The sequence below is a fragment of the Alphaproteobacteria bacterium genome, assembly GCA_040905865.1.
In the GTDB taxonomy this organism is placed as follows: Bacteria; Pseudomonadota; Alphaproteobacteria; order UBA8366.
In genome coordinates, this window is the sequence record JBBDQU010000051.1 from 1 (window position 1) to 22,377 (window position 22,377).

At 64.5% G+C, this 22,377-nt stretch carries 20 protein-coding genes; 7 read left to right on the forward strand and 13 right to left on the reverse strand.

All coding sequences use genetic code 11. The features are described from left to right. Positions 1-453, forward strand: a 453-nt coding sequence (locus WD767_10675; protein MEX2616550.1) for a lyase family protein, incomplete at its 5' end; no start/stop codon positions are given. On the opposite strand, the gene WD767_10680 is transcribed toward WD767_10675, so the two are convergent. Genes WD767_10680 through WD767_10690 form a run of 3 tightly spaced genes read right to left on the reverse strand, consistent with a single transcriptional unit; the run spans position 450 to position 5,601 of the window. Beyond that, complete coding sequence (locus tag WD767_10680; protein MEX2616551.1) at positions 450-3,608, reverse strand: efflux RND transporter permease subunit; 3,159 nt, start codon at positions 3,606-3,608, stop codon at positions 450-452. The genes WD767_10675 and WD767_10680 overlap by 4 nt on opposite strands. Continuing rightward, positions 3,605-4,843, reverse strand: coding sequence for an efflux RND transporter periplasmic adaptor subunit (locus WD767_10685; GenBank protein MEX2616552.1), 1,239 nt, complete (start codon positions 4,841-4,843; stop codon positions 3,605-3,607). Before WD767_10685 ends, WD767_10680 begins: the two co-directional genes overlap by 4 nt. 2 nt (positions 4,844-4,845) lie before the next feature. After that, the gene (locus tag WD767_10690) at positions 4,846-5,601 is read right to left on the reverse strand and encodes a CerR family C-terminal domain-containing protein (protein MEX2616553.1); all 756 of its coding nucleotides are present in this window, start codon (positions 5,599-5,601) and stop codon (positions 4,846-4,848) included. A gap of 264 nt (positions 5,602-5,865) precedes the next feature. Here WD767_10690 and tcuA point away from each other — a divergent pair, with 264 nt between their 5' ends. Then, positions 5,866-7,353: an FAD-dependent tricarballylate dehydrogenase TcuA gene (gene tcuA / locus WD767_10695; GenBank protein ID MEX2616554.1), complete on the forward strand. Its 1,488-nt coding sequence runs from the start codon at positions 5,866-5,868 to the stop codon at positions 7,351-7,353. A gap of 76 nt (positions 7,354-7,429) precedes the next feature. On the opposite strand, the gene WD767_10700 is transcribed toward tcuA, so the two are convergent. After that, a complete protein-coding gene (locus WD767_10700; GenBank protein ID MEX2616555.1) occupies positions 7,430-9,478 on the reverse strand; it encodes a TRAP transporter fused permease subunit in 2,049 nt (682 codons plus the stop codon). A 28-nt stretch (positions 9,479-9,506) separates the two neighbouring features. Continuing rightward, positions 9,507-10,649 (reverse strand): TAXI family TRAP transporter solute-binding subunit, encoded by a 1,143-nt coding sequence (locus tag WD767_10705; GenBank protein ID MEX2616556.1) that lies wholly within the window; start codon positions 10,647-10,649, stop codon positions 9,507-9,509. A 201-nt stretch (positions 10,650-10,850) separates the two neighbouring features. On the opposite strand from WD767_10705, the gene WD767_10710 reads away from it, so the two are divergent. After that, positions 10,851-12,365, forward strand: coding sequence for a M81 family metallopeptidase (locus WD767_10710; protein ID MEX2616557.1), 1,515 nt, complete (start codon positions 10,851-10,853; stop codon positions 12,363-12,365). Between the two features lie 49 nt (positions 12,366-12,414). On the opposite strand, the gene WD767_10715 is transcribed toward WD767_10710, so the two are convergent. Together WD767_10715 and WD767_10720 are read right to left on the reverse strand one after the other, a co-directional pair. Continuing rightward, complete coding sequence (locus WD767_10715) at positions 12,415-13,338, reverse strand: DUF1932 domain-containing protein (GenBank protein ID MEX2616558.1); 924 nt, start codon at positions 13,336-13,338, stop codon at positions 12,415-12,417. A 110-nt stretch (positions 13,339-13,448) separates the two neighbouring features. Beyond that, complete coding sequence (locus tag WD767_10720; GenBank protein ID MEX2616559.1) at positions 13,449-14,291, reverse strand: amidohydrolase family protein; 843 nt, start codon at positions 14,289-14,291, stop codon at positions 13,449-13,451. A 136-nt stretch (positions 14,292-14,427) separates the two neighbouring features. Here WD767_10720 and WD767_10725 point away from each other — a divergent pair, with 136 nt between their 5' ends. After that, complete coding sequence (locus tag WD767_10725) at positions 14,428-16,044, forward strand: GMC family oxidoreductase N-terminal domain-containing protein (GenBank protein MEX2616560.1); 1,617 nt, start codon at positions 14,428-14,430, stop codon at positions 16,042-16,044. A 14-nt stretch (positions 16,045-16,058) separates the two neighbouring features. Here the strand turns inward: WD767_10725 and WD767_10730 are convergent, their stop codons facing one another. Both WD767_10730 and WD767_10735 read right to left on the reverse strand, forming a co-directional pair. Then, positions 16,059-16,337 (reverse strand): BrnA antitoxin family protein, encoded by a 279-nt coding sequence (locus WD767_10730; GenBank protein ID MEX2616561.1) that lies wholly within the window; start codon positions 16,335-16,337, stop codon positions 16,059-16,061. Next, complete coding sequence (locus WD767_10735) at positions 16,300-16,554, reverse strand: BrnT family toxin (GenBank protein ID MEX2616562.1); 255 nt, start codon at positions 16,552-16,554, stop codon at positions 16,300-16,302. The genes WD767_10730 and WD767_10735 overlap by 38 nt, the downstream gene beginning before the upstream one ends. A gap of 126 nt (positions 16,555-16,680) precedes the next feature. On the opposite strand from WD767_10735, the gene WD767_10740 reads away from it, so the two are divergent. From WD767_10740 to WD767_10750, 3 genes are read left to right on the forward strand one after another with little or no spacing between them, the layout of a single operon-like run. Beyond that, positions 16,681-18,324 carry an NAD(P)/FAD-dependent oxidoreductase gene (locus WD767_10740; GenBank protein ID MEX2616563.1) on the forward strand — a complete coding sequence of 548 codons (1,644 nt, stop codon included), beginning with the start codon at positions 16,681-16,683 and terminating at the stop codon, positions 18,322-18,324. Further along, complete coding sequence (locus WD767_10745; protein MEX2616564.1) at positions 18,311-18,517, forward strand: hypothetical protein; 207 nt, start codon at positions 18,311-18,313, stop codon at positions 18,515-18,517. The genes WD767_10740 and WD767_10745 overlap by 14 nt, the downstream gene beginning before the upstream one ends. Continuing rightward, entirely contained in the window at positions 18,504-18,926 is a 423-nt protein-coding gene (locus WD767_10750) for a hypothetical protein (protein ID MEX2616565.1), read from the forward strand. Before WD767_10745 ends, WD767_10750 begins: the two co-directional genes overlap by 14 nt. Before the next feature lie 70 nt (positions 18,927-18,996). Here the strand turns inward: WD767_10750 and WD767_10755 are convergent, their stop codons facing one another. From WD767_10755 to WD767_10770, 4 genes are all read right to left on the reverse strand, one after another. Continuing rightward, positions 18,997-19,302 carry a hypothetical protein gene (locus WD767_10755; GenBank protein MEX2616566.1) on the reverse strand — a complete coding sequence of 102 codons (306 nt, stop codon included), beginning with the start codon at positions 19,300-19,302 and terminating at the stop codon, positions 18,997-18,999. A gap of 19 nt (positions 19,303-19,321) precedes the next feature. After that, on the reverse strand, positions 19,322-20,716 hold the full coding sequence (locus tag WD767_10760; GenBank protein ID MEX2616567.1) for an RHS repeat-associated core domain-containing protein: 1,395 nt from the start codon (positions 20,714-20,716) through the stop codon (positions 19,322-19,324). Continuing rightward, positions 20,653-21,057: a hypothetical protein gene (locus WD767_10765; GenBank protein ID MEX2616568.1), complete on the reverse strand. Its 405-nt coding sequence runs from the start codon at positions 21,055-21,057 to the stop codon at positions 20,653-20,655. The genes WD767_10760 and WD767_10765 overlap by 64 nt, the downstream gene beginning before the upstream one ends. Positions 21,058-21,134: 77 nt before the next feature. After that, on the reverse strand, positions 21,135-22,259 hold the full coding sequence (locus WD767_10770) for an aromatic ring-hydroxylating dioxygenase subunit alpha (protein MEX2616569.1): 1,125 nt from the start codon (positions 22,257-22,259) through the stop codon (positions 21,135-21,137). Positions 22,260-22,377: the final 118 nt, after the last annotated feature.

Genomic DNA, 22,377 nt, shown 5'->3' on the forward strand with positions numbered 1-22,377 from the left:
CCCGGCTCGTCGATCATGCCGGGCAAGGTCAACCCGACCCAGGCCGAGGCGCTGACGATGCTCTGCGCCCAGGTCATGGGCAACAATGTGACCATCACCATCGCCGGGGCGAGCGGCCACCTGGAACTGAACGTCTTCAAACCGGTGATGATATACAATCTGCTGCAATCGGTCGGGCTGCTGGCCGATGGCTGCCGCAGTTTCGCCGATAACCTGGTCGCCGGGATCGAACCGGACCGGGCGCGCATCGCGGCGCTGGTGGATGAATCGCTGATGCTGGTAACCGCGCTCAGCCCCCATATCGGCTATGACAGCGCCGCGAAAATCGCGAAGAAGGCGCAGGCCGACGGCACCTCGCTGCGTGACGCCGCGCTGGCGCTGGGCCTCGTGACCGAGGAACAGTTCGCGCAATGGGTCGTGCCGGCCGACATGACCCGCCCCGACGGCTCCTAGTTTCCAGCGATAACATCGCGCTGCGGAGACCGGAAACGCGCATACAGCCGACCGAAATCGCCCTGCACCCGGATCAGCGCCGGCACGACGAACAGCACCAGCAGGGTCGTCACCATCAGCCCGAAGACGAGCGTCACCGCCATCGGGATCAGGAATTGCGCCTGCAGGCTGCGTTCGAACAGCAGCGGCGTCAGCCCGCCCATGGTCGTGGCCGAGGTCAGGATCACCGCCCGCAACCGGTCCCGCGTGCCGGCCACGATGGCGTGCTCCATATCGTCGCCATCCGCGATGCGTTCGTCGATGCGGCTGACCAGGATGATCGAATCGTTGATGACGATGCCGGACAACCCGACCAGCGCCATCATGCTGAGGATCGTGAGGTCGTAGTCCAGCAGCCAGTGTCCCAGCGTCGCGCCGACAAAGCCCAGCGGAATGATCGCCAGCACCGCCAGCGGCCGGAAGTAACTGGAAAACACCCAGGCGAGGATGATGTAGATGCCGATCAGCCCGACAATCGCCCCGGCGCGCATGTCGCCCAGGGTTTGCGCCTGTTCCTCCGCCTTGCCGGCGAAACTGACCGCCACCCCATGGCGCGCGGCGATGTCGCGGATTCCGTCATTCTCCAGCGCCGACAGCACGTCGTCGGTTGAGGAGACCTGCTCATCGACATCGGCGGTGACGGCGACCTGCCGCACGCCGTCCTCGCGCAGCACCTGGGAAAAGCCGCGCTTGCCGGTCTGCGAGACAATCTCCTCCAGCAACACCTCGGCGCCGCCCGGACCGCGCAGGTAGAGCCCGTCGAGACTCGCCGTTTCGGCGCCGCCGCGCGGGAAACGGACCCGGATCGTGACTTCCTCGTCGCCGCGCGCGAACCGCTTGGCGACCGCGCCTTCAAAGGCGTCGCGCACCTGCCGGCCGACGGTTTCGGTCGTGAAGCCGAGCGCCCGGCCGGCCGGCGTGACCTCCAGCACGGTTTCCGGTTTGCCATAGGGCAGGTTGTCGGAAATCGACTCGACGCCGGGATATTCCGCCAGCAGCGCCCGGGTTTCCTTCGACGCCGCCTTGAGCGACTCCAGGTCGTTGCCGGAGAGACGGACATCCACCTCCCGCCCCGGCGGGCCGCCCTGCGCCGAGCGGATGGTCAGGAATTCCAGCGCCGGCAGCGCCACCGCCCGCGCGCGCCAGGCCTCGACGATCGCGCTGGTGCGGATTTCGCGCTGGTCAGACGCCGCCAGTTCGACCGCCACGCTGCCCACATGATCGCCGCTGGCGGGAAACCCCGCGCCCTGCTCGCCGCTGGGCGCGCCGACCTTTAGCAGCACCATGCGGACCAGCCCGCCCCTGCCGCCGGACAGATCCTGTTCCGCTTCCAGCAGGCTTTGTTCCAGCCCTTCCAGCATTTCCAGCGTGCGTTCGCGTGGTGAGCCGGCGGTGAACTGGACATTGGCGTAGATCGTATCCGCCTCGGGCGAGGGAAAGAAGGTAAAGCCGACGCGGCCGCCGGCGACCAGCCCGATACTGAGCAGCAGCCCGCCGACGGCGCACGCCAGGGTTACATACCGCCAGTTGACCGCCAGTTGCACCCAGGACCGGAACGGCCCGTCCCGGAAGCGGTCGAAATTGCGGTTGAACCACAGCCGCGCGCGCCACGGGCGGGCGCGGCCCGGTTTCAGCGCGCCGCGCATATGGCCCGGCAGCACGAAGAAACATTCGACCAGACTGGCCACGATCACGGCGATGATCACCAGCGGGATCGCCTGGATGATCTGGCCGATAATGTCCGATATCACCAGCAGCGGGATGAAGGCGGCGATGGTGGTCAGCGACGAGCTGAAGACCGGCGCCGCCATGCGCTGCGCGCCCGTCACGGCGGCTTCCAGCGGTTCCATGCCGTCGCCGGCGCGGGCGGCCGAATGTTCGCCGACCACGATGGCGTCGTCGACGACGATACCCAGCGCCATGATCAGCCCGAACAGGCTGATCATGTTGATCGACTGCCCCGTCATGTGCATGACCGCCATGGTCGCGAACAGCGATGTGGGGATGCCCATCGCGACCCAGAACGCCGTCGGCGTGTTCAGGAAGATGAACAGGATGGCCAGCACGAGGATCAGCCCGCCGCCGCCATTGACCAGCAGCAGGTCGATGCGGCCGCGGATCAGTTCCGCCTGCACATCGTATTGCTCCACCTTCAGGTTGGGCGGCAGGGTCGGCAGGATTTCCGCCAGGTAGTCGTCCACTGTTTTCGCCACCACCAGCGCATCGGCGGTGGTCGACCGCTGGACATTGAGGTCGATTGCCTGAAAGCCGCGCCGCCAGGCGGTCTCGCCGCCATCCTCGAAGCGTTCGCTGACCTGCGCGATGTCGCGCAGCAGGATCTTCTGCCCGTTTTCCAGCGCCCGCACCTCGATCCGGCCCAGCCCCCGCGCGTCCTTTCGTTCGCCGACGCTGCGAATCTGCCGTTCCGCCGACCCGGTCGTGTCGCCCGAAGGCAGGTCCTGCGAGGTCTCGCGGATGCGCGCCGCGACATCCCCCAGGGTCAGGTCGGTCTCCAGCAGAATTTCCGGCGGGATTTCGACCCAGATCTCGTCGTCCCGCGCGCCGAACAGGGTGATCTTGTCGATGCCCCGCGCCAGCAGATCGTCGCGCATGCGCTTGGCGATGGCCTTCAGCGACGCTTCCGAATAGGGACCGGAAATCGACAGACGCGAAATCAGATCGTAGCGGACCGCGTTATTGATGACCGGGCTCTCGCTGTCTTCCGGCAGGGTCGTCACCTGCCCCACGGCGGTTTCCACATTCGACAACGCCGATTGCATGTCGGCGCCCGGGTTGAATTCGATCAGGATGCGCGCGCGCCCTTCGGTGGAGGAGGACCGCACCCGCTTGACGCCGTCGAGAAAACGGACTTCCGATTCGACCGCCTGGACGATATTGGCGTCCACATCCTCCGCGCTGGCGCCACGCCAGTCGACGCTGATATTGACGAAATCCAGACCGAAATCGGGAAAAAACTGAACGTTCATCTGGCGCAGCGAATACAGCCCGCTGACGATCATGATCAGCATCAGCAGGTTCGCCGCTGTCCGGTGGCTGGCGAACAGCCGGATCAGCGAGAACCGGCGGCCGGTGTCGCCGGGCGTATTGTCCGTCATCGCTGCGAGACCAGGACGCCGGCGCCGACTTCGGGAAAGCGGGTCACCAGCACCGCCTCGCCGTCCGCCAGCCCGCCGCGCAGCACCACGTCCGATCCCAGACGCGCCACCACTTCGGTCCGGCGCGCCGCCAGCCGGTCATCCACCACGACATAGACCGTATCGTCGCCATGCAACGCCGATTCCGGCAATCGAACCACATCCCTGTATTCCGGCCCCGGCATCTCGATCCGCACGAAAGCGCCCGGCCGGAGGCTGGTATCCGGCCCGATGTTCAGCAGGCTGGCGTACAGGCTGACGCCGCCGCTGTCCGCCTGGATTTCGCTGCCCTCGCGCACCAGCCATGCTTCCAGCGGATTGGCCGGATCGCCGCCGCGCCAGTAGACCCTGGCCTTCCGGCCCCGGAACCCGCCATCGGCATTGAGGGCGGAAAATTGTGCATTGCCGATATTGAACCGGACTTCAAGCCGCGATGAATCGATCACGGTCGCGACCCGGTCGCCGGTGCCGAGCCGCTTGCCGATCGCTGCTTCCACATCCAGCACGAAGCCGTCGAACGGCGCCAGCAGGCGGGTTTCCTCCAGGTCCCGCTGTGCGCGGCGCAGGGCGACTTCCATCCGGGCGACGGTCGCCTCCTGCTGCGCCACTTTCGCCTGCCAGGTGGCGATGGCGCGCTCGCGATCGGCAAGTTCCTGCTCGGCCTGGCTGAGCGCGAGGCGGGCATCGTCCAGCGCCTTGTCCGACGACGCGCCAGACCCGCGCAGCTTTTCGCGCCGCGCCACGTCCCGGCGACGGATGTCCCGCTGCGTCCTGTCATGGGGCAGTTGCGCCTTCACCCCTTCATATTCGGCGCGGATTTCGCGCAGCCGCGCCTGCGCCTCCTCAAGCTGCGCCGTCGTCTCGGCGACGGCGGCGCGGTATTCGAACGGGTCAATCGCCACCAGCAGATCCGCGCGCCGGACAATGCCGCCATCGCGGAAATTATCGCCGACCGCCACAATCCGCCCGGCGACCAGCGGACGCAGTTCCACTTTCCGGCCCGCCACAACCTCGCCGAACAGCTTGAGGTCCGGCTGGATATCGGCGATACGGGCAGGAACGGTTTCGACGACCCATGACCGTTCCTGTACCGCATTGCGCACCGGTTCAGGTTTGGAACCGATCAGCGCATAAACGCCGCCTGTCGCGCCGGCAAGCACCACAGCCGCCAGGAAGATGTGCAGGCCGACCCGCATGGTCAGCTTTCCTCTCCGTTCGGTCCCACCGGCAACGGCAGGCCCAGCGACCCCAGAATCGACGGAATGACCGTGTCGGCGACGAGCGCGATACGCGCCGGGGTGTATTCGTCCCAGCCCAGCCGCGCGAACACGATTGCCCGGCAGGCGCCGAACGACATGATCTGACCGATAAACGCATGAACCCGGATCGTGATTTCGGGATCCTGCTTGTCCCGGCCGAGCGCCGCGGCCACCAGCGACGCCACGGCGTCATGCATGGGATTGATGCGGTCCGCCAGAATCATGGCGAACTCCCTGGATGGCTGGTGGAATTCGCGCAGCAGGAAGGGCATCTGCCATTGCAGCACCCGCCCCCCCAGCACAGCAACATAAAGGGCGCGGACAAAGCGCGCCGTACAGGCCGCGAGTTTTTCCCGGTCGCCGCCCGCCGCCGCCACGTCTTCACGCAATTGCCGGATGATGGGGCCGAAATGGGGCCCGATATCGTCGATCAGCCGCCTGACGGTTTCCTGATACAGGCTGCGCTTGCCGCCGAAATGGTAGTTGACCGCGCCCAGGTTGACCTTTGCCGCCGTCGCCAGGTCGCGCATCGACACGCCGTTATAGCCGCGTTCGGCGAAAAGCCGGCCCGCATTGTCCAGGATCCGGTCGCGGCTGTCGGCGCCGCCGGGCCGGCCACGGGCCCGGGATTCGCCGCCGGAGTCCGGTTCGGGATTCGCGCTGACCGGTGTTTGCCTATCGAGCGTATCGTCCATTCTATCCGACGGTTCTGTCCTGCAAATGCTGCGCCGGCATTATTTGGTCAAACGTTTGAATAATCAAGGTGCAGTTTTTGCGCAATTCAGCCATGCGTTAAATGCATATCGATGTACACAAACAGCCGCACCGCGCAGCAATCTTGACCGCTGCCATGCGGCGTGTAAAAAAACCACTCCACATTCACGCGGCCGCGCCATCGTCGGGAGGCAATGCGACGGTACGGTTGCGTTTTCAGTCCTTATATTGCCTGGGAGTTTCAGATGACAGATACGGATTACGACGTCGTCGTCGTTGGTGCGGGAAACGCCGCCCTTTGCTCGGCGCTTTCCGCGCAGGAAAGCGGCGCGAAGGTTCTGGTGGTTGAACGCGCCCCGGAAGAGGAAGCCGGCGGCAACAGCCGCTATACGGCCGGCGCGATCCGTTTCGCCCATGAAGGGGTCGAAGACCTCAAGACCGTTGTCGACCTGACCGAAGAGGAAATCGGCAACGCGGATTTCGGCACCTATACCGAAGACCAGTATTACGACGACCTGTTCCGCCTGACCCAGTTCCGCAGCGACCCGGAACTCTCCGAGATGCTCGTCACCAAGAGCCTCGAGACCGTGCAGTGGATGAAGTCCAAGGGCATCAAGTTCCAGCCGAGCTATGGCCGGCAGGCCTTCAAGGTCGACGGCAAGTTTCGTTTCTGGGGCGGGCTGTGCGTCGAGACCTGGGGCGGCGGCGAAGGGCTGATCGAACTGGAAACCAAGTCCTGCGGCGAACGCAGCATCGAAATCCAGTACGAAACCCGCGCCATGTCGCTGTTGTATGACGAGGAAAAAGTCAACGGCATCAGGGTCAAGCACAAGGGCAAGGTCCGGGATATCCGCGCCAAGGCGGTCGTGCTGGCCAGCGGCGGCTTCGAGGCCAATGCCGAAATGCGCACCCGCTACCTCGGCCCCGGCTGGGAAATGGCCAAGGTTCGCGGCACCCGCCACAACCAGGGCGAAGGCATCAAGATGGCGCTCGATATCGGCGCCATGTCCTACGGCAACTGGTCCGGCTGCCATGCGGTGGCCTGGGACGTGAACGCGCCGGAATTCGGCGACCTGACGGTCGGCGACAATTTCCAGAAGCACAGCTATCCGCTGGGCGTGATGATCAACGCCCACGGCAAGCGCTTCGTCGACGAAGGCGCGGATTTCCGCAATTACACCTATGCCAAATATGGCCGCGAAATCCTCAACCAGCCTGGCATGCTGTGCTGGCAGGTCTTCGACCAGAAGGTCACCAGCATGCTGCGGGACGAATACCGCATTCGCCGGGTCACCAAGGTCACCGGCAACACGCTGGAGGAACTGGTTGAGAAGATGGAAGGCGTGGAGCCGAAACAGGCGCTGAAGACGCTGAAGGAATACAACGCGGCGGTGGACACGAAAACGCCGTTCAATCCGGCTGTTCTGGACGGCCGTGGCACGCCCGGCCTCGAAATTCCGAAAACTAACTGGGCGAACACCCTCGACGAGGGCCCGTTCGAAGCCTATGGCCTTGGCTGCGGCATCACCTTCACCTTCGGCGGCTTGCGGATCAATCCGGAAACCGGCGGTGTCGTCGATACCGACCTGCAGGAAATTCCGGGCCTGTATGCGGCCGGCGAACTGGTCGGCGGCCTGTTCTACTTCAACTATCCGGGCGGCACGGGGCTGATGTCCGGCGCCATCTTCGGCAAGCTGGCGGGCGGTTCCGCCGGCCGGAGCGCGATGGGCTGACCCGCCGCCGCGCACAAGCGACACAGAATCGCCGGCTGCATTGTCTTGCAGCCGGCGTTTTCATGTCCGGGCGGGGTCAGGCCAGCGCGGGCGCCTGCTTCCGCGCCACAAACCCCGTGGCGACGCCGATAGCCAGCAGGATTCCGGAAACCGTCGCCAGTTCCCAGTTGGTCACGCCCAGCACCTCATTGCCCGGCGTCGCCAGCGTGATACCGCCGATGCCGAGCGCCGCCCGACTGATCCAGCCGGTGACGCCGCCGCCGAGATTGCCCAGCAGGACGAGATAGCCCTGCAGCGCGCCGGAAACGAACACGATGCCGATCATCGCCTTGGCGAAGACCAGCGCCGTCTGTTCCAGCGGCCCCTGCCAGATGAAGGCCGGGTCGAAGACGAAAAAGAACGGGATGAAGTAGATGATGCTGCCAAGCCGCATCGCCTCGAACCCGACCGACATCGGCGCCGCCCTGGCGATGGGCGCCGCCGCATAGGCGCCAAGGGCCACCGGCGGGGTGATGAAACTCAGCATGCCCCAGTAGAAGATGAACATATGCACCGACATCGGGTTCATGCCGCCCTGGATCAGCGCCGGCGCCAGGGCAATGGCCAGGAAGACATAGGCCGCCGTGACGGTCATGCCGATCCCCAGCACGAAGCTGGTGAACGCCCCCATCAGCAGCAGGATCACGTTGGATCCCCCGGCTATGGACAGCAGGTCGCTGGCCAGGTTGCCGATCTTGCCGGTGACTTCCAGTGCGCCGACAATGATGCCGATCCCCGCCAGCAGCGCCGCCAGTTCGGCAAACAGTTTTACCGTCGAGGTGATGAAATCGACCAGTTTCGCCCGGTTCCAGCGGTAATAGGGAAAGACCTGGTTCAGGACAATCAGCAGGACTGTCGCGTAATACGGCGCAATGGTTTCCTGGTTCAGGAAGACCAGCATCCAGACCAGCAGTGCAAAGACGGCAATGAAATACCAGCCCTTCTTCATGGTCTCCTTCAGGCTCGGCATTTCCGCCGGCGGCAGGCCGCGCAGATTGTGACGGGCCGCATAGGCGTCGATCTGCATGAACAGCCCGAAGAAATACATCGCCGAGGGGATAATCGCCGCGAGCGCCACGTCGCGGTAGGGCACCTCAAGGAACAGCGCCATGACGAAAGCCGTCGCGCCCATGATCGGCGGCATCAGCACCCCGCCCGTGGACGCGCAGGCCTCGACCCCGCCGGCATAGGCGGGCCGGAATCCGACCCGCTTCATCGTCGGGATGGTCATCACGCCGGTGGTCAGCACATTGGTGACCACGCTGCCGCTCATCGAGCCCATCAACCCGCTGGCGAAGATCGCGACCTTCGCCGGCCCGCCCCGGACATGGCCGAGCAGCGCGAAGGCGAGGTTGAGGAAGAAGCTGCCGCCGCCGGTATGCTGCAGGGCGACGCCGAAGATCAGGAAACCGATGACGATATTGCCGAAGGCGCGCATCGGGATGCCGAAGATCGCCTCCTCGCCCATCGCGAAGCGTGTGCCGACTTCCTGCCAGTCCGGCGACGACGCAAGCAGGATTCCCGGAAGCTGGTCTGCCACGAAAGGATAGATTGAAAAAATCGCGACGACCGAAACGATGGCGTAGCCCCCGACCCGGCGCGTCGCGTCCAGCACCAGCGCCCAGAGGACATAGGCGAGATAAACCGCCTCGATGTTTTCCGCCGGGACCTCATATTCCCAGCCTTCGTCGAGGATCCGGCCGCCGTTCCAGACGAAATACAGGCCGACCCCGATGGTCGTGACGAACAGCACGACATCATACCAGGGCACGCTGTTCTTTGGCGCGCCGCCGTATGCGGGCCAGTAAATGAAAACAAAGGGCAGCAGGGTCAGCAGCAGCAGATAAAGATACTGGAGGCCCAGCAGATTGAAATTGAATCCGAGATCCTGACTGAACCGCCAGGGAATCCCGCCCAGGAAATCGCTGTCCGACATCAGCCGCCCGATACTGAACAGCTGATAGACCGAAAGCCCGATGGACAGGAACGCCGCGGTCAGCAGCGCGTAATGCCAGAATCCGGCAAGCTGGCGATGGCGCGAAATTTCCGCCACCGCCGCCTTGCCTTCGGGTGCGCGCAGGCTCATGGCCTGTCTTTGAGTCCGTCGGTTCCCGTCAGTCGAAAACGACGGCCATGCCCATCGCGTTCAGCGCCGCCGCCCGTGCTTCGAGCCAACCGGCCTCGAAATCCGCAGCAGGATTCGCCGAATACGCCTTCCAGGCATCAGTCAGCGTTTTTTGCCTTTTCACGGCCTGGGCCTGGTGCGCTTCCATATCCGCGGTCCAGACGCCGGCTTCCTTCCAGTATTTCACCGCGCCGTCATGCCAGGGAATGACCCACTGAAACCCCTGCCGATCTCGCGCCCAGCCGTCGACGCCCGGCGCCGCTGTCTTGAAATCGTCATAGCTCGTATCGATGGCCTTGACCAGGCTGTAGACCGTCGCCGAATCGTAATCGTCATTGGTCAGCAGCACCGGATAGAAATAGCCGGAGCCCTCCCATGGGTTCTCCCTGGACATGCCGGGCCCCTGCGTGGCCATATGCCGCTGCATCCAGGGCGCCGCGCCCTGCAGGCGCTTCCAGCCCTCGGTATCCTTGTGGTCCATCCGCAGGTAGGCCACACCGCGCGGTGACGCGTCGATACGTGAAATATGCGGCGAGACCGTGGAGGACGCGGCCGCGTCGACCTGACCGTTGATGATACCGTCCAGCGACGCCTGGAACCCGCCAAACTCGACCTTCTTCACGTCGTCCCAGGTCAGCCCGCCGAAGCGCAGCGCCGAGGTGGCATTCTGGTTCAGCGCCGGCGCGCTTCGCACCCAGGCAACGCGCTTGCCCTTCAGGTCCTTGTAGTGGGCGACCCCGATATCCTTCGCCACGGCGAGGCCGATTCCGGCGCCGCCGATGGAGGCGAAGACCATGCGGATGGGTTGCGGCCCCCAGGTCTTGGCGCCGAATTCGTAAACCCCTTCCTGGGCGAAATAGAGGGCGATCCCGCAGGCGCAGAAATCGGCCTTGCGGCCCTTGATCGGCAGCATGCGGGCGATGTCGTTCTTGCCCGTCTTGATGTTGACCTGCGAATTGAACTTCGATTTCAGCATATTACCGAGCGCAACAGACTGCTGATATCCGGTCGAGGTCGTGCCATAGGCCGTCCACGTCATCTGCGCCGGCAGCTTTACATCATCCGCCTGCGCAGCGGCTGCGCCGAGCGCCATAACGGCGCCGAATCCGAGATTCCTGATAATTTCGTACATGTTACCTCCCTAGGGTTCCAGGTCCGTCAAGCGGACATTTGGCGGGCCCGCTGTTCGACGGACCCATTCGCTTTTTGCGATATTACTGTAACGTTATATGCAAAGTTCCGGTTGCTGCAACCGTTCATGGTGTCAGGGGGCCGGCACACTATACGAACAGGCCATACAGACGATGATACCGCCACCGAAAGGAACACGACCATGACCCGACGGTTCGTAACCGCGCTCATGCGGCATGAGACCAATACCTTTTCGCCGGTGCCGACTCCGGTGCGGGATTTCGGGCGGATCGGCCCCACTGACGGGCCGGCGCGCGGCGACGAGGCGCTGCGGGTCTATCGCGGCACCAACAACCCGGTCGCCGCCTATATCGACCTCGCGGCGGCGGAAGGCGCGGAGCTTGTCTTCCCCATCGCCGCCAATGCCCATCCCAGCGCCCCCGCCCCCGGCGAGATCGTCGATATCTGCGCCGAAGCGATCTGCGAGGCCGTGGCAAAGGGCTGCGACGCGCTGTTCCTCGACCTGCACGGCGCAATGGTCACGCAGGACCATGATGACGGCGAGGGCGCGTTGCTGCGCCGCATCCGCGCCGTCGCCCCCGACCTGCCCATCGCGGTGGCGCTCGATTTCCACACCAACCTGTCCGCCGCGATGGTCGACAACGCCACGGTCATCGCCGGCTACCGCACCTATCCGCATATCGACATGCATGAAACCGGGGCGCGCGCCGGACGCACCCTGATCCGCGCGCTGAACGGCGAGGTCGACCCGGTCATGGTCTGGCACTCGCTACCCGTCCTCACCCATATGAACCGGCACGCCCCCTCCATGCAGCCGATGCGCGACATGTATGCGAAGGCCATCGCGGCGGAATCGTCGGGCGCCGTGCTGAACGCCTCGGTCTTCGGCTGCTTCCCGCTGGCCGACATCCCGCATGTGGGGCTGAGCGCCATTGTCGTCGCCGACGGATCGCGCGACGACGGCGAGCGGCTGCTCTACGATATCCTGCGCGAGGGCTGGGACCGGCGCGACGAATTCGTCTTCAATGTCGAGCCCGTGGCCGATTCCATCGCGAAGGCGAAGGCGCTGGACGACGGCCCGGTGCTGCTGATCGACCATGGCGACAATACCGGTTCCGGCGGCAACCAGGATGTCATGGCGGTGCTGGCGGAGGTCATGCGCCAGGGGCTGGAAAACGTCTGCGCCGGACCTTTCTGCGACCCGCAATCGGTCGCGCGGATGATCGACGCCGGCGTCGGCGCGACCGTCACGATCCGGCTTGGCGGCAAGGTGGACATGCCCGCCATGGGGCTGCGCGGCGAACCGCTGGAAGTCACCGGTATCGTGCGGCGCATCACCGACGGGCAGTTCACCGTGACCGGGCCGATGTTTACCGGCGTGGCGCTGAATATCGGGCGCTGCGCGGTGCTGGATACCGGCAGTGTCGAAATCCTGGTCAGCGAGGGCCGCTACGAACCCTTCGACACCGGCGCCTTCACCCATGCGGGCATCGATCCCGCGCGGAAGAAATACGTGCTGCTGAAATCCCGCCAGCATTTCCGCGCCGGGTTCGAACCGCTGGCCCGGCACATCGTCATGGTCTCCGGCCCCGGCGCCTGCACCTCGGATTACAGCCTGTTCCCCTGGAAGAACCTGCGCCGGCCGATCTACCCGCTCGACCCCGGGACGGAATCCAACCTGCCGACGCAGAGCTGAGCAAGACGATTGCGGGCACGGTTCACGCGGATAACCGGCCCTCCCCTGGTCAGAGGTGCTTCACCACCTTCTCGCTGAGGATTTCCAGCGCTTCCTCGAAGCTGGGCAGGCTGGCATCCGAGGGCGCCACGCCGGCGTCCACCGTGCGGGCGTGGGATTCGCGGGTGCGTTCGCTCATCAGCGGCCGGATGCCCAGTTCGACCAGATTCTCCTGCGCCTTGTCCATTTCCTCCATGCGCCGCCTGGCGTGCACCAAATGGGTCGTGGTCAGCGACTTCACCATGCCGGCGAAGGTGCGTTCGTCGATATCGGAGAAACAGGCCAGCACCTCGTCCACCAGCCCGGCGCGATGCGCCGCGACCATGCATTCGACGCCCAGCGCCTCCATCCCCTTCACCATGACCGAGCGGATGATCTTGACCGAGGAGGCGTCGCCGGCGCGGTCGCTCATCACCTCGACATTGAAGCCGAAGGGTTTCAGGAACGCCGCCGCCCGTTCGGCCGCCGGGCCCGAGACGACGAAGGGCACCCTGTGCCCCGACGCGGCGAATCCGCCCATCGCGGCGAAATCCACATAGTCGATCCCGGCCTTGTACATTTCCTCGGCGATGGCGACCGTCTGCGGCCCGGTCAGCGTGTTGACGTCGAAGAACAGCGTGCCCGGTTTCAGCACCTCGCGTGCCGACAGCGCCGCGTCCTTCGCATCGACCCCGGTCACAACCGAAAATACCGCCCCCGCATCGGCCAGCCTGCTGGTGTAGCTGCCCTCGATCTCGACGCCGATGGCGCGCGCGCGGTCGTTGATCGCGGCGCCCCGCACATTGTCGCCCAGCGCGGTGTCGACCGACAGGATGCGCCGCGCCGGATTACCCTTGCGCCAGACCTTCGCCAGCCCGGTCGTCAGCGCCGTTCCCGCCTCGCCGAGGCCCAGGGTGGCAATAGCCGTTATGCTGTCGATATCGTTATTCGCCATTGCCTTGTTTCCTCCTGGATGTTGCGTATGCGGCGCGTCAGTTATTTTTGGCGCGGCAAGATACGCCCGTTACCGCGGCGCTGACAATATGACCCCGCCCGCCGCGCGGATTACCCCGGTGATGGCGCCCAGCCGTATATCCGTTGCAGGGTCCCACCCATCAGCGCCGCGCGTTCGCCATCGGTGATCCGGTCGGTCAGGCGGAAAGGCTCCACCCCCTGTTCGTAACTGACGAGGTTTATCGCCCTCGTCCAGTCGGTGCCCCACATGCAGCGGTCGAAGCCGAAAGCGTCGAAGACCCGGCAGAGCGGGTCCCAAAGGTCGTTATAGGGAAACGGTTCATGCGACAGGGTGCAGGCGCCGCTGATCTTCACCGCGACATTCGGAAACCGCGCCAGTTCCAGCAGCTTCTGTATTTCCGCGAAGGGTTCCGCCGGAACCGGGGGGACGCGCGGCTGTTCCAGGCCCAGGTGATCGACCACCAGCCGCGTATCCGGGCGCCGCGCGGCCAGGATGGCAACCTGGTCCAGCCGCCCGACGCAGGACAGATTCACCGGCAGCGAATGGCGCGCCGCTTCGCCCAGCACCAGCCGGATTCCGGGGTCGTCCGGATCCGCCGAGGCCGCCTGACGCAGCATGATGCGGATACCGACCGTGCCGTCCAGCGCCGCCCATTCGGCGATGGTTTCCGCCACGCCGGGGTCCGACGTATCGACCGGTTTCAGCAGCGCAAAGCGCTTCGGATGCGCCAGCCGCACCAGGCGCGCGTAACTGTCGTCGAAGCGGTACATGGTGAAAGCCGATACCAGGATCGCGCCGTCGACGCCGACCGCATCCATCGCCGCCACCATGTCGTCGCCGGTCACCTCCGGCGGTCCCGCCAGCACCCCGTGCCAGGGCCGGCCCGGATGGTCCCGTTCATAGGCATGAACCTGCGCGTCAATCGTCAGCATGAATTCCCCTCCCCCGTTATTTCCTGTCACAGCCTATCGGTGCGGGGGCCGATGGGGCAATGGCGGGCGGATTGAGTGCGCGGCTCCCGGTGTTTACCCTTGGACGCGGAACGTTGCGAAAGGGCAAGGCGGAGGCATGGACAGTTTCGATTATGTGATCATCGGCGCGGGGGCGGCGGGCTGCGTGCTGGCCAACCGGTTGAGCGAGGACGGCGTGACCAGTGTCTGCGTGCTGGAAGCCGGCGGGAATGATCGCCACCCCTTCATCGCCATTCCGGCCGGATTCGTGAAAACCCTCTATGGCGACCGCTTCCTGTGGCCCTTCATGACGGAACCTTCGGAATCGCTCGGCGGGCGCAGTCTCGCCATTCCCCAGGGCCGGGTGGTCGGCGGCTCCAGCTCGGTCAACGGCATGGTCTACAACCGGGGCCAGGCGGCGGATTTCGATACCTGGGCGCAGATGGGCAATCGCGGCTGGGGGTTCGAGGACCTGCTGCCCTATTTCAAACGGTCCGAAACCCGGATCGGCGCGGGCGACGACCGGGTGCGCGGGCGCGGCGGCGAATTGCCCATTACAGACAGCGACTGGATCAACCCGGTCGCCGAAGCCTTCCTCGATGCCGCCGGGGCCATGGGGATTCCACGCGCGAAGGATTACAATTCCGGCTTCCAGTTCGGGTCCGGCTATTTCCAGCGCTACATCCACGAAGGCAGGCGCGTCAGCGCGGCCAGGGCCTTCCTGCGCCCGGCCCTGCGCCGCAGGACCGTCTCGCTGCGCATCCGCGCGCAGGTCGTGAACCTGGAAATGGACGGCGCCAAAGTCACCGGCGTGCGCTACCGCGACGGGTCCGGCGGCGACCAGGCGGTGCGGGCGCGTCGCGAGGTGATCGTCAGCGCCGGGGCCGCAAATTCGCCGAAGCTGCTGCAGATATCCGGCATCGGCCCGGCGAAGCTGCTGGGCGAACTCGGCGTGCCGGTGCGGGCGGCGCTGGACGGCGTCGGCGAGAACCTGCGCGACCATTACTCGGTGCGGATGGTGGCGCGGGCGAAAAATGTCCTGACCATCAACGAATACGCCAGATGGCCCCGCCTGCCGCTGGAGGTGATCAAATGGCTGCGCGGCAAGCCCAGCGTGCTGGCGCTGTGCCCGACCATCGCCTTCGTGCATGCGAAGTCCCACCCTGATCTCGAAGAAGCCGACATGCGCATCCTGTTCACGCCCGGCAGCTACCAGGACGGCAAGACCTATGTGCTGGACGATTATCCGGGCATGACCTGCGGCGCCGCCCAGCCGCGTCCGGAAAGCACCGGCCATGTCCGCGCCCGCTCATCCGATCCGGCCGACCCGCCGGTCATCCAGCCGAATTACCTTTCGGCGGAGGTCGACAGGCAGATCACCCTGGCCGGCCTGCGCCTCGCCCGCGAGCTGATGAAGAGCCCCCAAATGGCGCCCTATTTCGATGCGGAAACCCTGCCCGGGCCGCAGGCGCAAAGCGACGACGAGTTGCTCGACTTTGCCCGGCGGCGCGGCAATACCGGCTACCACCTGGTCGGCACCTGCAGCATGGGCCCGGACCCGGCGCGCGGCGCGGTGGTGGACGACGAACTGCGGGTGCACGGCGTACAGGGGCTGCGCGTCATCGACGCCTCGATCATGCCAAGGCTGCCGTCGGCGAACACGTTCGCATCCACGATCATGATCGCGGAAAAAGGCGCGGATATGATCCGGGGCCGTCGTGAAGCGCGTGCCTGAAGCAGGCGAGTGAGCTACCGCTCGTTTCGCTCGCTTTCATGCGCCTCGTAATATGATCGCAGGACGGCATTCATGCGGGTCTGGTATCCGCGCCCCTGCGATTTGAACCACGCCACCACATCGCGGTCGAACCGCACCGTAAGACGTTCTTTCGGTCCGTCCGGGAATACGACTTTCGCCGTCTTCCAGAAATCCGCGCCCAGGGTTTCGCCTTCGGGCGCATTCTCGCGTGTCCGGTCGGGCATGTCCGCCAGATCATCCACCGATACGGTTGTCATATGCTTCCCGCTCATGTCGTCCTGCCTTCCACGCCGAAATAATCCGGCGGCTTCCGCCGCGCCAGGTATAAATCACGACCATGTAAAATCCGTCCCAGTGACCGACGGCGATCCATCTGGATTCGCTGTAGGGCCCCCGGCTATCGGGCCGTTCCAGAACGGGCCGGACGAAATCAATCCCGTGCTTTGCAAGATTGCTGCCGCGCTTGCGCTCATCCCATTCGAAGGGCATGATAAGTTGTATGTACAAATATATGTTATGTCAATGACGGCGGATAGCGGGATTGCGCGCGTGTCGGCAGGGACGTTAAATGGCGGCGGTATACGTTCCATGCCCATAAACGGACCCACGACGCCCATGACCACCTCACAGACTCACGCCACGCGGACTCCCGTCACGGTCAGCGATACCGACCTCGACGCCATCATCATCGGCGCCGGTATTTCCGGCATGTACCAGCTCTACCGGCTGCGCGAACTGGGCATGAAGGTGCGGGTGTTCGAGACCGGCGGCGATGTTGGCGGGACCTGGTACTGGAACCGCTATCCGGGCGCGCGATTCGATTCCGAAAGCTGGTCCTACGGGTTTTCGTTTTCGAAGGAACTGCTGCAGGAATGGGACTGGCCGGAGCATTTTGCCGCCCAGCCGGATACGCTGCGCTACCTGAACCATGTCGCCGACAGGTTCGACCTGCGCCGCGAAATGCGCTTCAACAGCCGCGTGCAATCCGCGCATTTCGACGATGACGCCACCCGCTGGACCGTGACGCTGGAAAACGGCGAGCAGGCCAGCGCGCCGATCCTGATCACCGGGCTGGGCCCCCTTTCCGCCTATACCCTGCCGAACATTCCGGGGCGCGACGACTTCAGGGGTCGCGCCTTCCACACCGCCCGCTGGCCGCATGAGCCGGTCGACCTTGCGGGCAAGCGGGTCGGCATCATCGGCACCGGGGCCTGCGCGATCCAGGCGATCCAGACCATCGCGAAGGATGTCGGCCACCTGACCGTCTTCCAGCGCACGCCGAACTGGGCGGCGCCGCTGCACAACCGGCCGATCACGCCGGAGGAACAGGCGGATATCAAGTCGCGCTATGACGAAATCTTCGCCCGCTGCCGCGAGACGGTGGCCTGTTTCATCCACAACCCGGACCCGCGCACGACGCTGGAGACACCGCCGGAGGAGCGCGAGGCCTTCTGGGAGAAGCTGTATTCCGAGCCGGGCTTCGGCATCTGGATGGGCAACTTCCGTGACATGATGATCGACGAGGAAGCCAACGCGCTGGTCAGCGAATTCGTCGCAAAGAAGATCCGCCAGCGGGTGCATGACCCGAAGATCGCCGACCTGCTGACGCCGAAGAACCACGGCTTCGGCACGCGCCGCCTGCCGCTGGAGAGCGGCTATTACGAAGTCTACAACCAGGAAAACGTGACCCTGGTGGACATCAACGCGACGCCGATCCGGCGCATCACGGAAAAGGGCGTGCGGACCAGCGACACGGAACACGAATTCGACATCCTGATCTACGCCACCGGCTTCGACGGCGTCACCGGCCCCTATGACCGCATCGACATCCGCGGCCCCGGCGGGCGGCGGCTGAAGGACGACTGGCGGGCGACCCCGCGCACGCTGCTGGGCGTGCAGGCGGAGGGCTTCCCCAACCTGTTCATGGTGCTGGGCCCGCATACCGCGCGCGGCAATATCCCGCGCAATATCGAGGAACTGGTCGACTGGATCACGGGCATGATCCGCTTCATGCGCGAGAACGGCCACACAAGGGCCGAACCGCGCAAGGAAGCGGTCGACGAATGGGCCGGCGCGGTCGAGCGGGCCAGCGAAAAGCTGCTCTCCAGCAAGATCGCCTCCTGGCAGACCGGCGTGAACCGGAATGTCGCGGGCAAGCAGGTGCCGCGCGTGCTGGGCTATAACGGCGGCGCCGTGCGCTACCGCAAGAAGGCGGACGCGGTGGCGGAAGGCGGGTACCGGGAGTTTGAATTCCGGTAGACGCTATACCGCGCAGCAGGAAGCCGTTACCGGCAGGCTCGGCGCGATCCGCTTCTACCCCGATGGCAGCGCCACCGGCGGGCACCTGACCCTGGCGCGGATGGCCGGCGGGGACAATGTCGCGGCGACAACGGGACCGGCCATCAGGGTATCGGTCGACTGGCTGACCGGTCGGGTCGATGTGGAGGATTAGCCGCCGGCGCCAGCCGGCCCGCCCGCCCCGGCGCGGGACGGAAGGCGGGTTTACGGTGATCGAGGCGCTGGTCGCCTTCGCCATCCTGGCGGGGGTGCTGGGCGCCGCCTACGGCATCTACGCGGACGGGCTGCGCCGTACGGCGCGGGTGGCGGGTATTGCCGAGGCAACAGCGGAAGCGGAGAACCTGCTGGCGCGGCTGGGGGTGGAACTACCGCTGGAAGACGCCGCCGGCAGGACCGCGTCGGGCGGGCGCTGGCGCATCGCGGTGGCGCCCTTTGACCCGGACCGCCCCCTGCCGCAAACCGACACCGCCCCGCTCATCCCCTACCGCGTTACGGTCATTGTCTCACCGCCCGGCGGCGGCGAGGTGCGACTGGTCAGCGTGCGGCTGGGGCGGGTGCGTTAAAAAGGTTTATCACGCACAAAACAAGACCTGACCCCGCCCAGTATAAGAATGAGCTACCCCGGCTACACACTTATTGTTTCTTTTCTTGAATCACACAGTGCCCGATCACCTGCAATGTACGAGTGTTCGTTGAAACGATTTCAAGTTCTTGTCCAGACTCAAATGGACGCGCTTTTTCAAGCTCACTCACAAACAGAATTTGGCCATTGAAGGGCGCTCCCTTCTTTGCATCCAGATCGATCTCTGGCCGAATGTAAGCAACCAAGACCTTGCCTTCAAATCGGATCATTTCACCGGAAGGAATGATTTCACCGCGAGCGTCTCTGGCAAAATGTCGAGGTTCCCTATAGGTAATGATCGCCTGATATTCGCTCATACGTGCCTTCCTATCAGCGTCATTGCGGAAGTGGAATGGCGCCCACAATCTGCGCCTTACCCATATATGACAGCAAATTATTTGGGAGAGCAATCGCTGTCACACGACCCATCGCCGGTATATCTGCAAGTGAAATGAACATGTTATTGTCGAGTAGATTTGACGGAATTTGTGCACTAATAACATGCAGCGGAGGAACAAACCATCCCTTCCCGTTGGTTGCAAGACTATTACCGAATGCCGTCGCGGTGACAGGATCCTGCCAAAAATATTTCACCATGGCACCATTCGGACTTGGCAGCAGCCTCATGTCATTTATCATCAAGGAATTTAACTCCCCCATATCAACCGTTCGGTACAACGTAACGATTGGCGGTGTTGCATCAGTTGCTTGAATCCCAGCTTGCGCAAACTGTCTATTGGGATTTCTCCTATCTGAACCAGATGGTTGCACTTCTCGACCAGCATCCCTTCTCACTCCTTTTGCCACATGGAACGCCACGTAAGTAAACGCGCCCGTTATCGCGCCATTCGCAAATTTCCCACCGCCAAGTTCAGCTGCCACGCCACCGGACACCGCGGAGAGCACCGTTCCAATAGCCTTGTTTCCTTGTGCGATCTTGCTGGCGACCGGGGCAAATCCCCGCGTGAATGCCGCGGCGGCAAAGCCGGATACAAAACTGCCGCCCTGCAACTCGCTGCCAATTCCGCCCACAACGCCGCTGGCGACGGTTTGGGCGACGTTTGCCAACTCCCCAAAGGCATCGGCAAACGCCTCCCCCGCAATGGCATCCAGGCTGCCCGCCGAGAGTGCCCCGATTATCCCCGCCCTGATATCGCCGCCGGACGATATCATCCCCGAGATGAAGCCCGCCGCGAAGGCATTTATCCCTGGAATGAAAGCTACACCGATGGACGCCGCCATCCGCACAATCTTGTTCTTGAACACCTTGCTGAACAGCTTCTTGACCGCCTTGAACAGCCCCTTGAAGAAGAAGCCGGACGGGTCGGTCATCGACAGCGGGTTGTTGAGCACGTAGCTGTAGCGGTTCAGCGCCTGCGGGTTCTGGATCGACTGCACGTGCGGGTCCGCCGACAGGAAGCGCCCCAGCGTCGGGTCGTAGACCCGGCCCCCCATATGCACCAGCCCCACATCGTCCAGCATCTCATGCCCGGTGAAGCCGCGCTTCGTGGCCGTCGCCACGACCTGCGATGTGGCGTCCAGCCAGTCCGTCACATAGCGCCGCTTGCCATGCGGATCGTAGGACAGCTCCTCCGCCAGCCCGCCCGACGCATCGGTGATCGAGGCCGGCGGCAGGGCAACTGCCAGACGGCCCTGCAGGACGGTTGTTACCCCAGCCGGTCGCCGCCGAACCCGATATCGCGCCGCGCGGTGGAGATCGTCACGGTGAATCCCGCGATGACATCGACCAGGGTCAGCAGCACGATCAGGGCGAAGCTGCCGGTGCCCATGGCCGGGACGAGGATGAGTTCCAGCAGCGCCGCCACGAACAGCGCCATCGACAGGGCGTGGTCGGCGATGGAGGCGCCGGTGGTGCGGGTCGATTTCAGGATCTCGAAGTAGAGCAGGATCAGGCCCAGCCCGACCAGCGCCTCGCCGGTCGTGATCGTCAGGACCGTATTCGAGGGCAGGCCGAAGGACAGCGCCATCGCATTCAGCGGCGTGCCGGTCATGAAGACGAGGACATTCCAGATCGCGACGACAATGAACAGCAGCGGGATGGCGCGGAACATGGCGGAACCTTTCCTGTGAACCGTTAGGCAGGTGACCCGCCAATTAAAGGGACAGCATACTTAACCTATATCTCCGCTCACCCCGTCTTTTCCAGCAGCGCATCCAGGTGCCGGTGGAAATGCACCGCCGCCGCCTCGTAGCGCCCGAAGGTGAAGTGGGTATTGGCGTTCGCCGCCATGCCGCGCTGGATGGCGCAGGCGGCGGCGCGGTCCTCGATCACGCCCGTGTCCTTGACGAAATCCGCGTCGCGGTTCGATTTTTCCACCGCGTCGGGCGCATCGCCCGTCAGCGGCGTCCGCATCCGGTAAATCACCATCTGCGAGGCGCCGGGGCTGACCGGTTCATGGATGACCATCTGGTAATGGCTGGACAGCATCGACAGCCGCGTGTTGGGGAATATCTGATGGGCATAGGTCACCATGCCCGCGGCGCGGCGTTCCGCCGCCGGGATGTCGCGCAGCTTGCCGATGCGCCGGAAGGGAAAGGTGACGCGGGCGTTGGGGCCGTCGGTTTCCACGACGTTCAGGTTGTCGAAACCGTAGGGGTAGAAGCTTTTACTGTGCAGCGACTTGATGTGATACCCCTCCATCCCGGTTTCGAGCAGCAGCTTCCAGTTCGATTCATCGGTGATGGTGACATGCTCGAACACCTCCTGCCCCGGCACGATCAGGTCCGGCAGGGTTTCCAGCGCGCCGTCCGACAGCGGCGCGTCCTGCGTGATAAAGACCAGCCCGCCGCGCTCGGTCGCCCTGACCGGGACCAGCCCGTGTTCTTCCATCGCGAGGCCTGGAAAGCCCTGGTCGCCGGGAATATGTTTCAGCCGCCCGTCCAGCCCGTAGGCCCAGGCGTGATAGGGGCAGACGAAGGCGCGTGCGCTGCCGCTGCCTTCCGCCACTGCCATGCCGCGATGCCGGCAGGCATTGCGGAAGGCGCGGACCACGCCGTCATCGCCGCGCACCGCGATGAGCGGCGTACCCGCCGAGGTCCGCGCGACGTAGCTGCCGTTTTCCGGCAGCGCGGCGGACGGACAGAAAACCAGCGGCAGCCGCCGCAGCAGCGCCACTTCCCGGGCGAAGCGTTCCGCCGACCGGTAATTTTCCACCGGCTCGCGCCAGACCTCGTCGCCCAGATCGGTGCTTTTCGCATCGACATGGTCGAGAACCCGTTGAATGACCTGAGTATCGTCCAGAAACGGCGCCATCTGATCGCATCTCCCAACAGCCTGAATCAGGTCAGTCTATTGGCATCGGCAGGCGCGCTCAATACGCGTTGCGCCGCAAGCGAATGGAGTGAAATGGAAAGAACCGCATGCGGCGGGT

Coding starts and splice junctions, on each gene's coding strand:
- WD767_10680 (MEX2616551.1), bottom strand. CDS start 3,608: ATGACGGACAATACGCCCGGCGACACCGGCCGCCGGTTCTCGCTGATC.
- WD767_10685 (MEX2616552.1), bottom strand. CDS start 4,843: ATGCGGGTCGGCCTGCACATCTTCCTGGCGGCTGTGGTGCTTGCCGGC.
- WD767_10690 (MEX2616553.1), bottom strand. CDS start 5,601: ATGGACGATACGCTCGATAGGCAAACACCGGTCAGCGCGAATCCCGAA.
- tcuA (MEX2616554.1), top strand. CDS start 5,866: ATGACAGATACGGATTACGACGTCGTCGTCGTTGGTGCGGGAAACGCC.
- WD767_10700 (MEX2616555.1), bottom strand. CDS start 9,478: ATGAGCCTGCGCGCACCCGAAGGCAAGGCGGCGGTGGCGGAAATTTCG.
- WD767_10705 (MEX2616556.1), bottom strand. CDS start 10,649: ATGTACGAAATTATCAGGAATCTCGGATTCGGCGCCGTTATGGCGCTC.
- WD767_10710 (MEX2616557.1), top strand. CDS start 10,851: ATGACCCGACGGTTCGTAACCGCGCTCATGCGGCATGAGACCAATACC.
- WD767_10715 (MEX2616558.1), bottom strand. CDS start 13,338: ATGGCGAATAACGATATCGACAGCATAACGGCTATTGCCACCCTGGGC.
- WD767_10720 (MEX2616559.1), bottom strand. CDS start 14,291: ATGCTGACGATTGACGCGCAGGTTCATGCCTATGAACGGGACCATCCG.
- WD767_10725 (MEX2616560.1), top strand. CDS start 14,428: ATGGACAGTTTCGATTATGTGATCATCGGCGCGGGGGCGGCGGGCTGC.
- WD767_10730 (MEX2616561.1), bottom strand. CDS start 16,337: ATGAGCGGGAAGCATATGACAACCGTATCGGTGGATGATCTGGCGGAC.
- WD767_10735 (MEX2616562.1), bottom strand. CDS start 16,554: ATGCCCTTCGAATGGGATGAGCGCAAGCGCGGCAGCAATCTTGCAAAG.
- WD767_10740 (MEX2616563.1), top strand. CDS start 16,681: ATGACCACCTCACAGACTCACGCCACGCGGACTCCCGTCACGGTCAGC.
- WD767_10750 (MEX2616565.1), top strand. CDS start 18,504: ATGTGGAGGATTAGCCGCCGGCGCCAGCCGGCCCGCCCGCCCCGGCGC.
- WD767_10755 (MEX2616566.1), bottom strand. CDS start 19,302: ATGAGCGAATATCAGGCGATCATTACCTATAGGGAACCTCGACATTTT.
- WD767_10765 (MEX2616568.1), bottom strand. CDS start 21,057: ATGTTCCGCGCCATCCCGCTGCTGTTCATTGTCGTCGCGATCTGGAAT.
- WD767_10770 (MEX2616569.1), bottom strand. CDS start 22,259: ATGGCGCCGTTTCTGGACGATACTCAGGTCATTCAACGGGTTCTCGAC.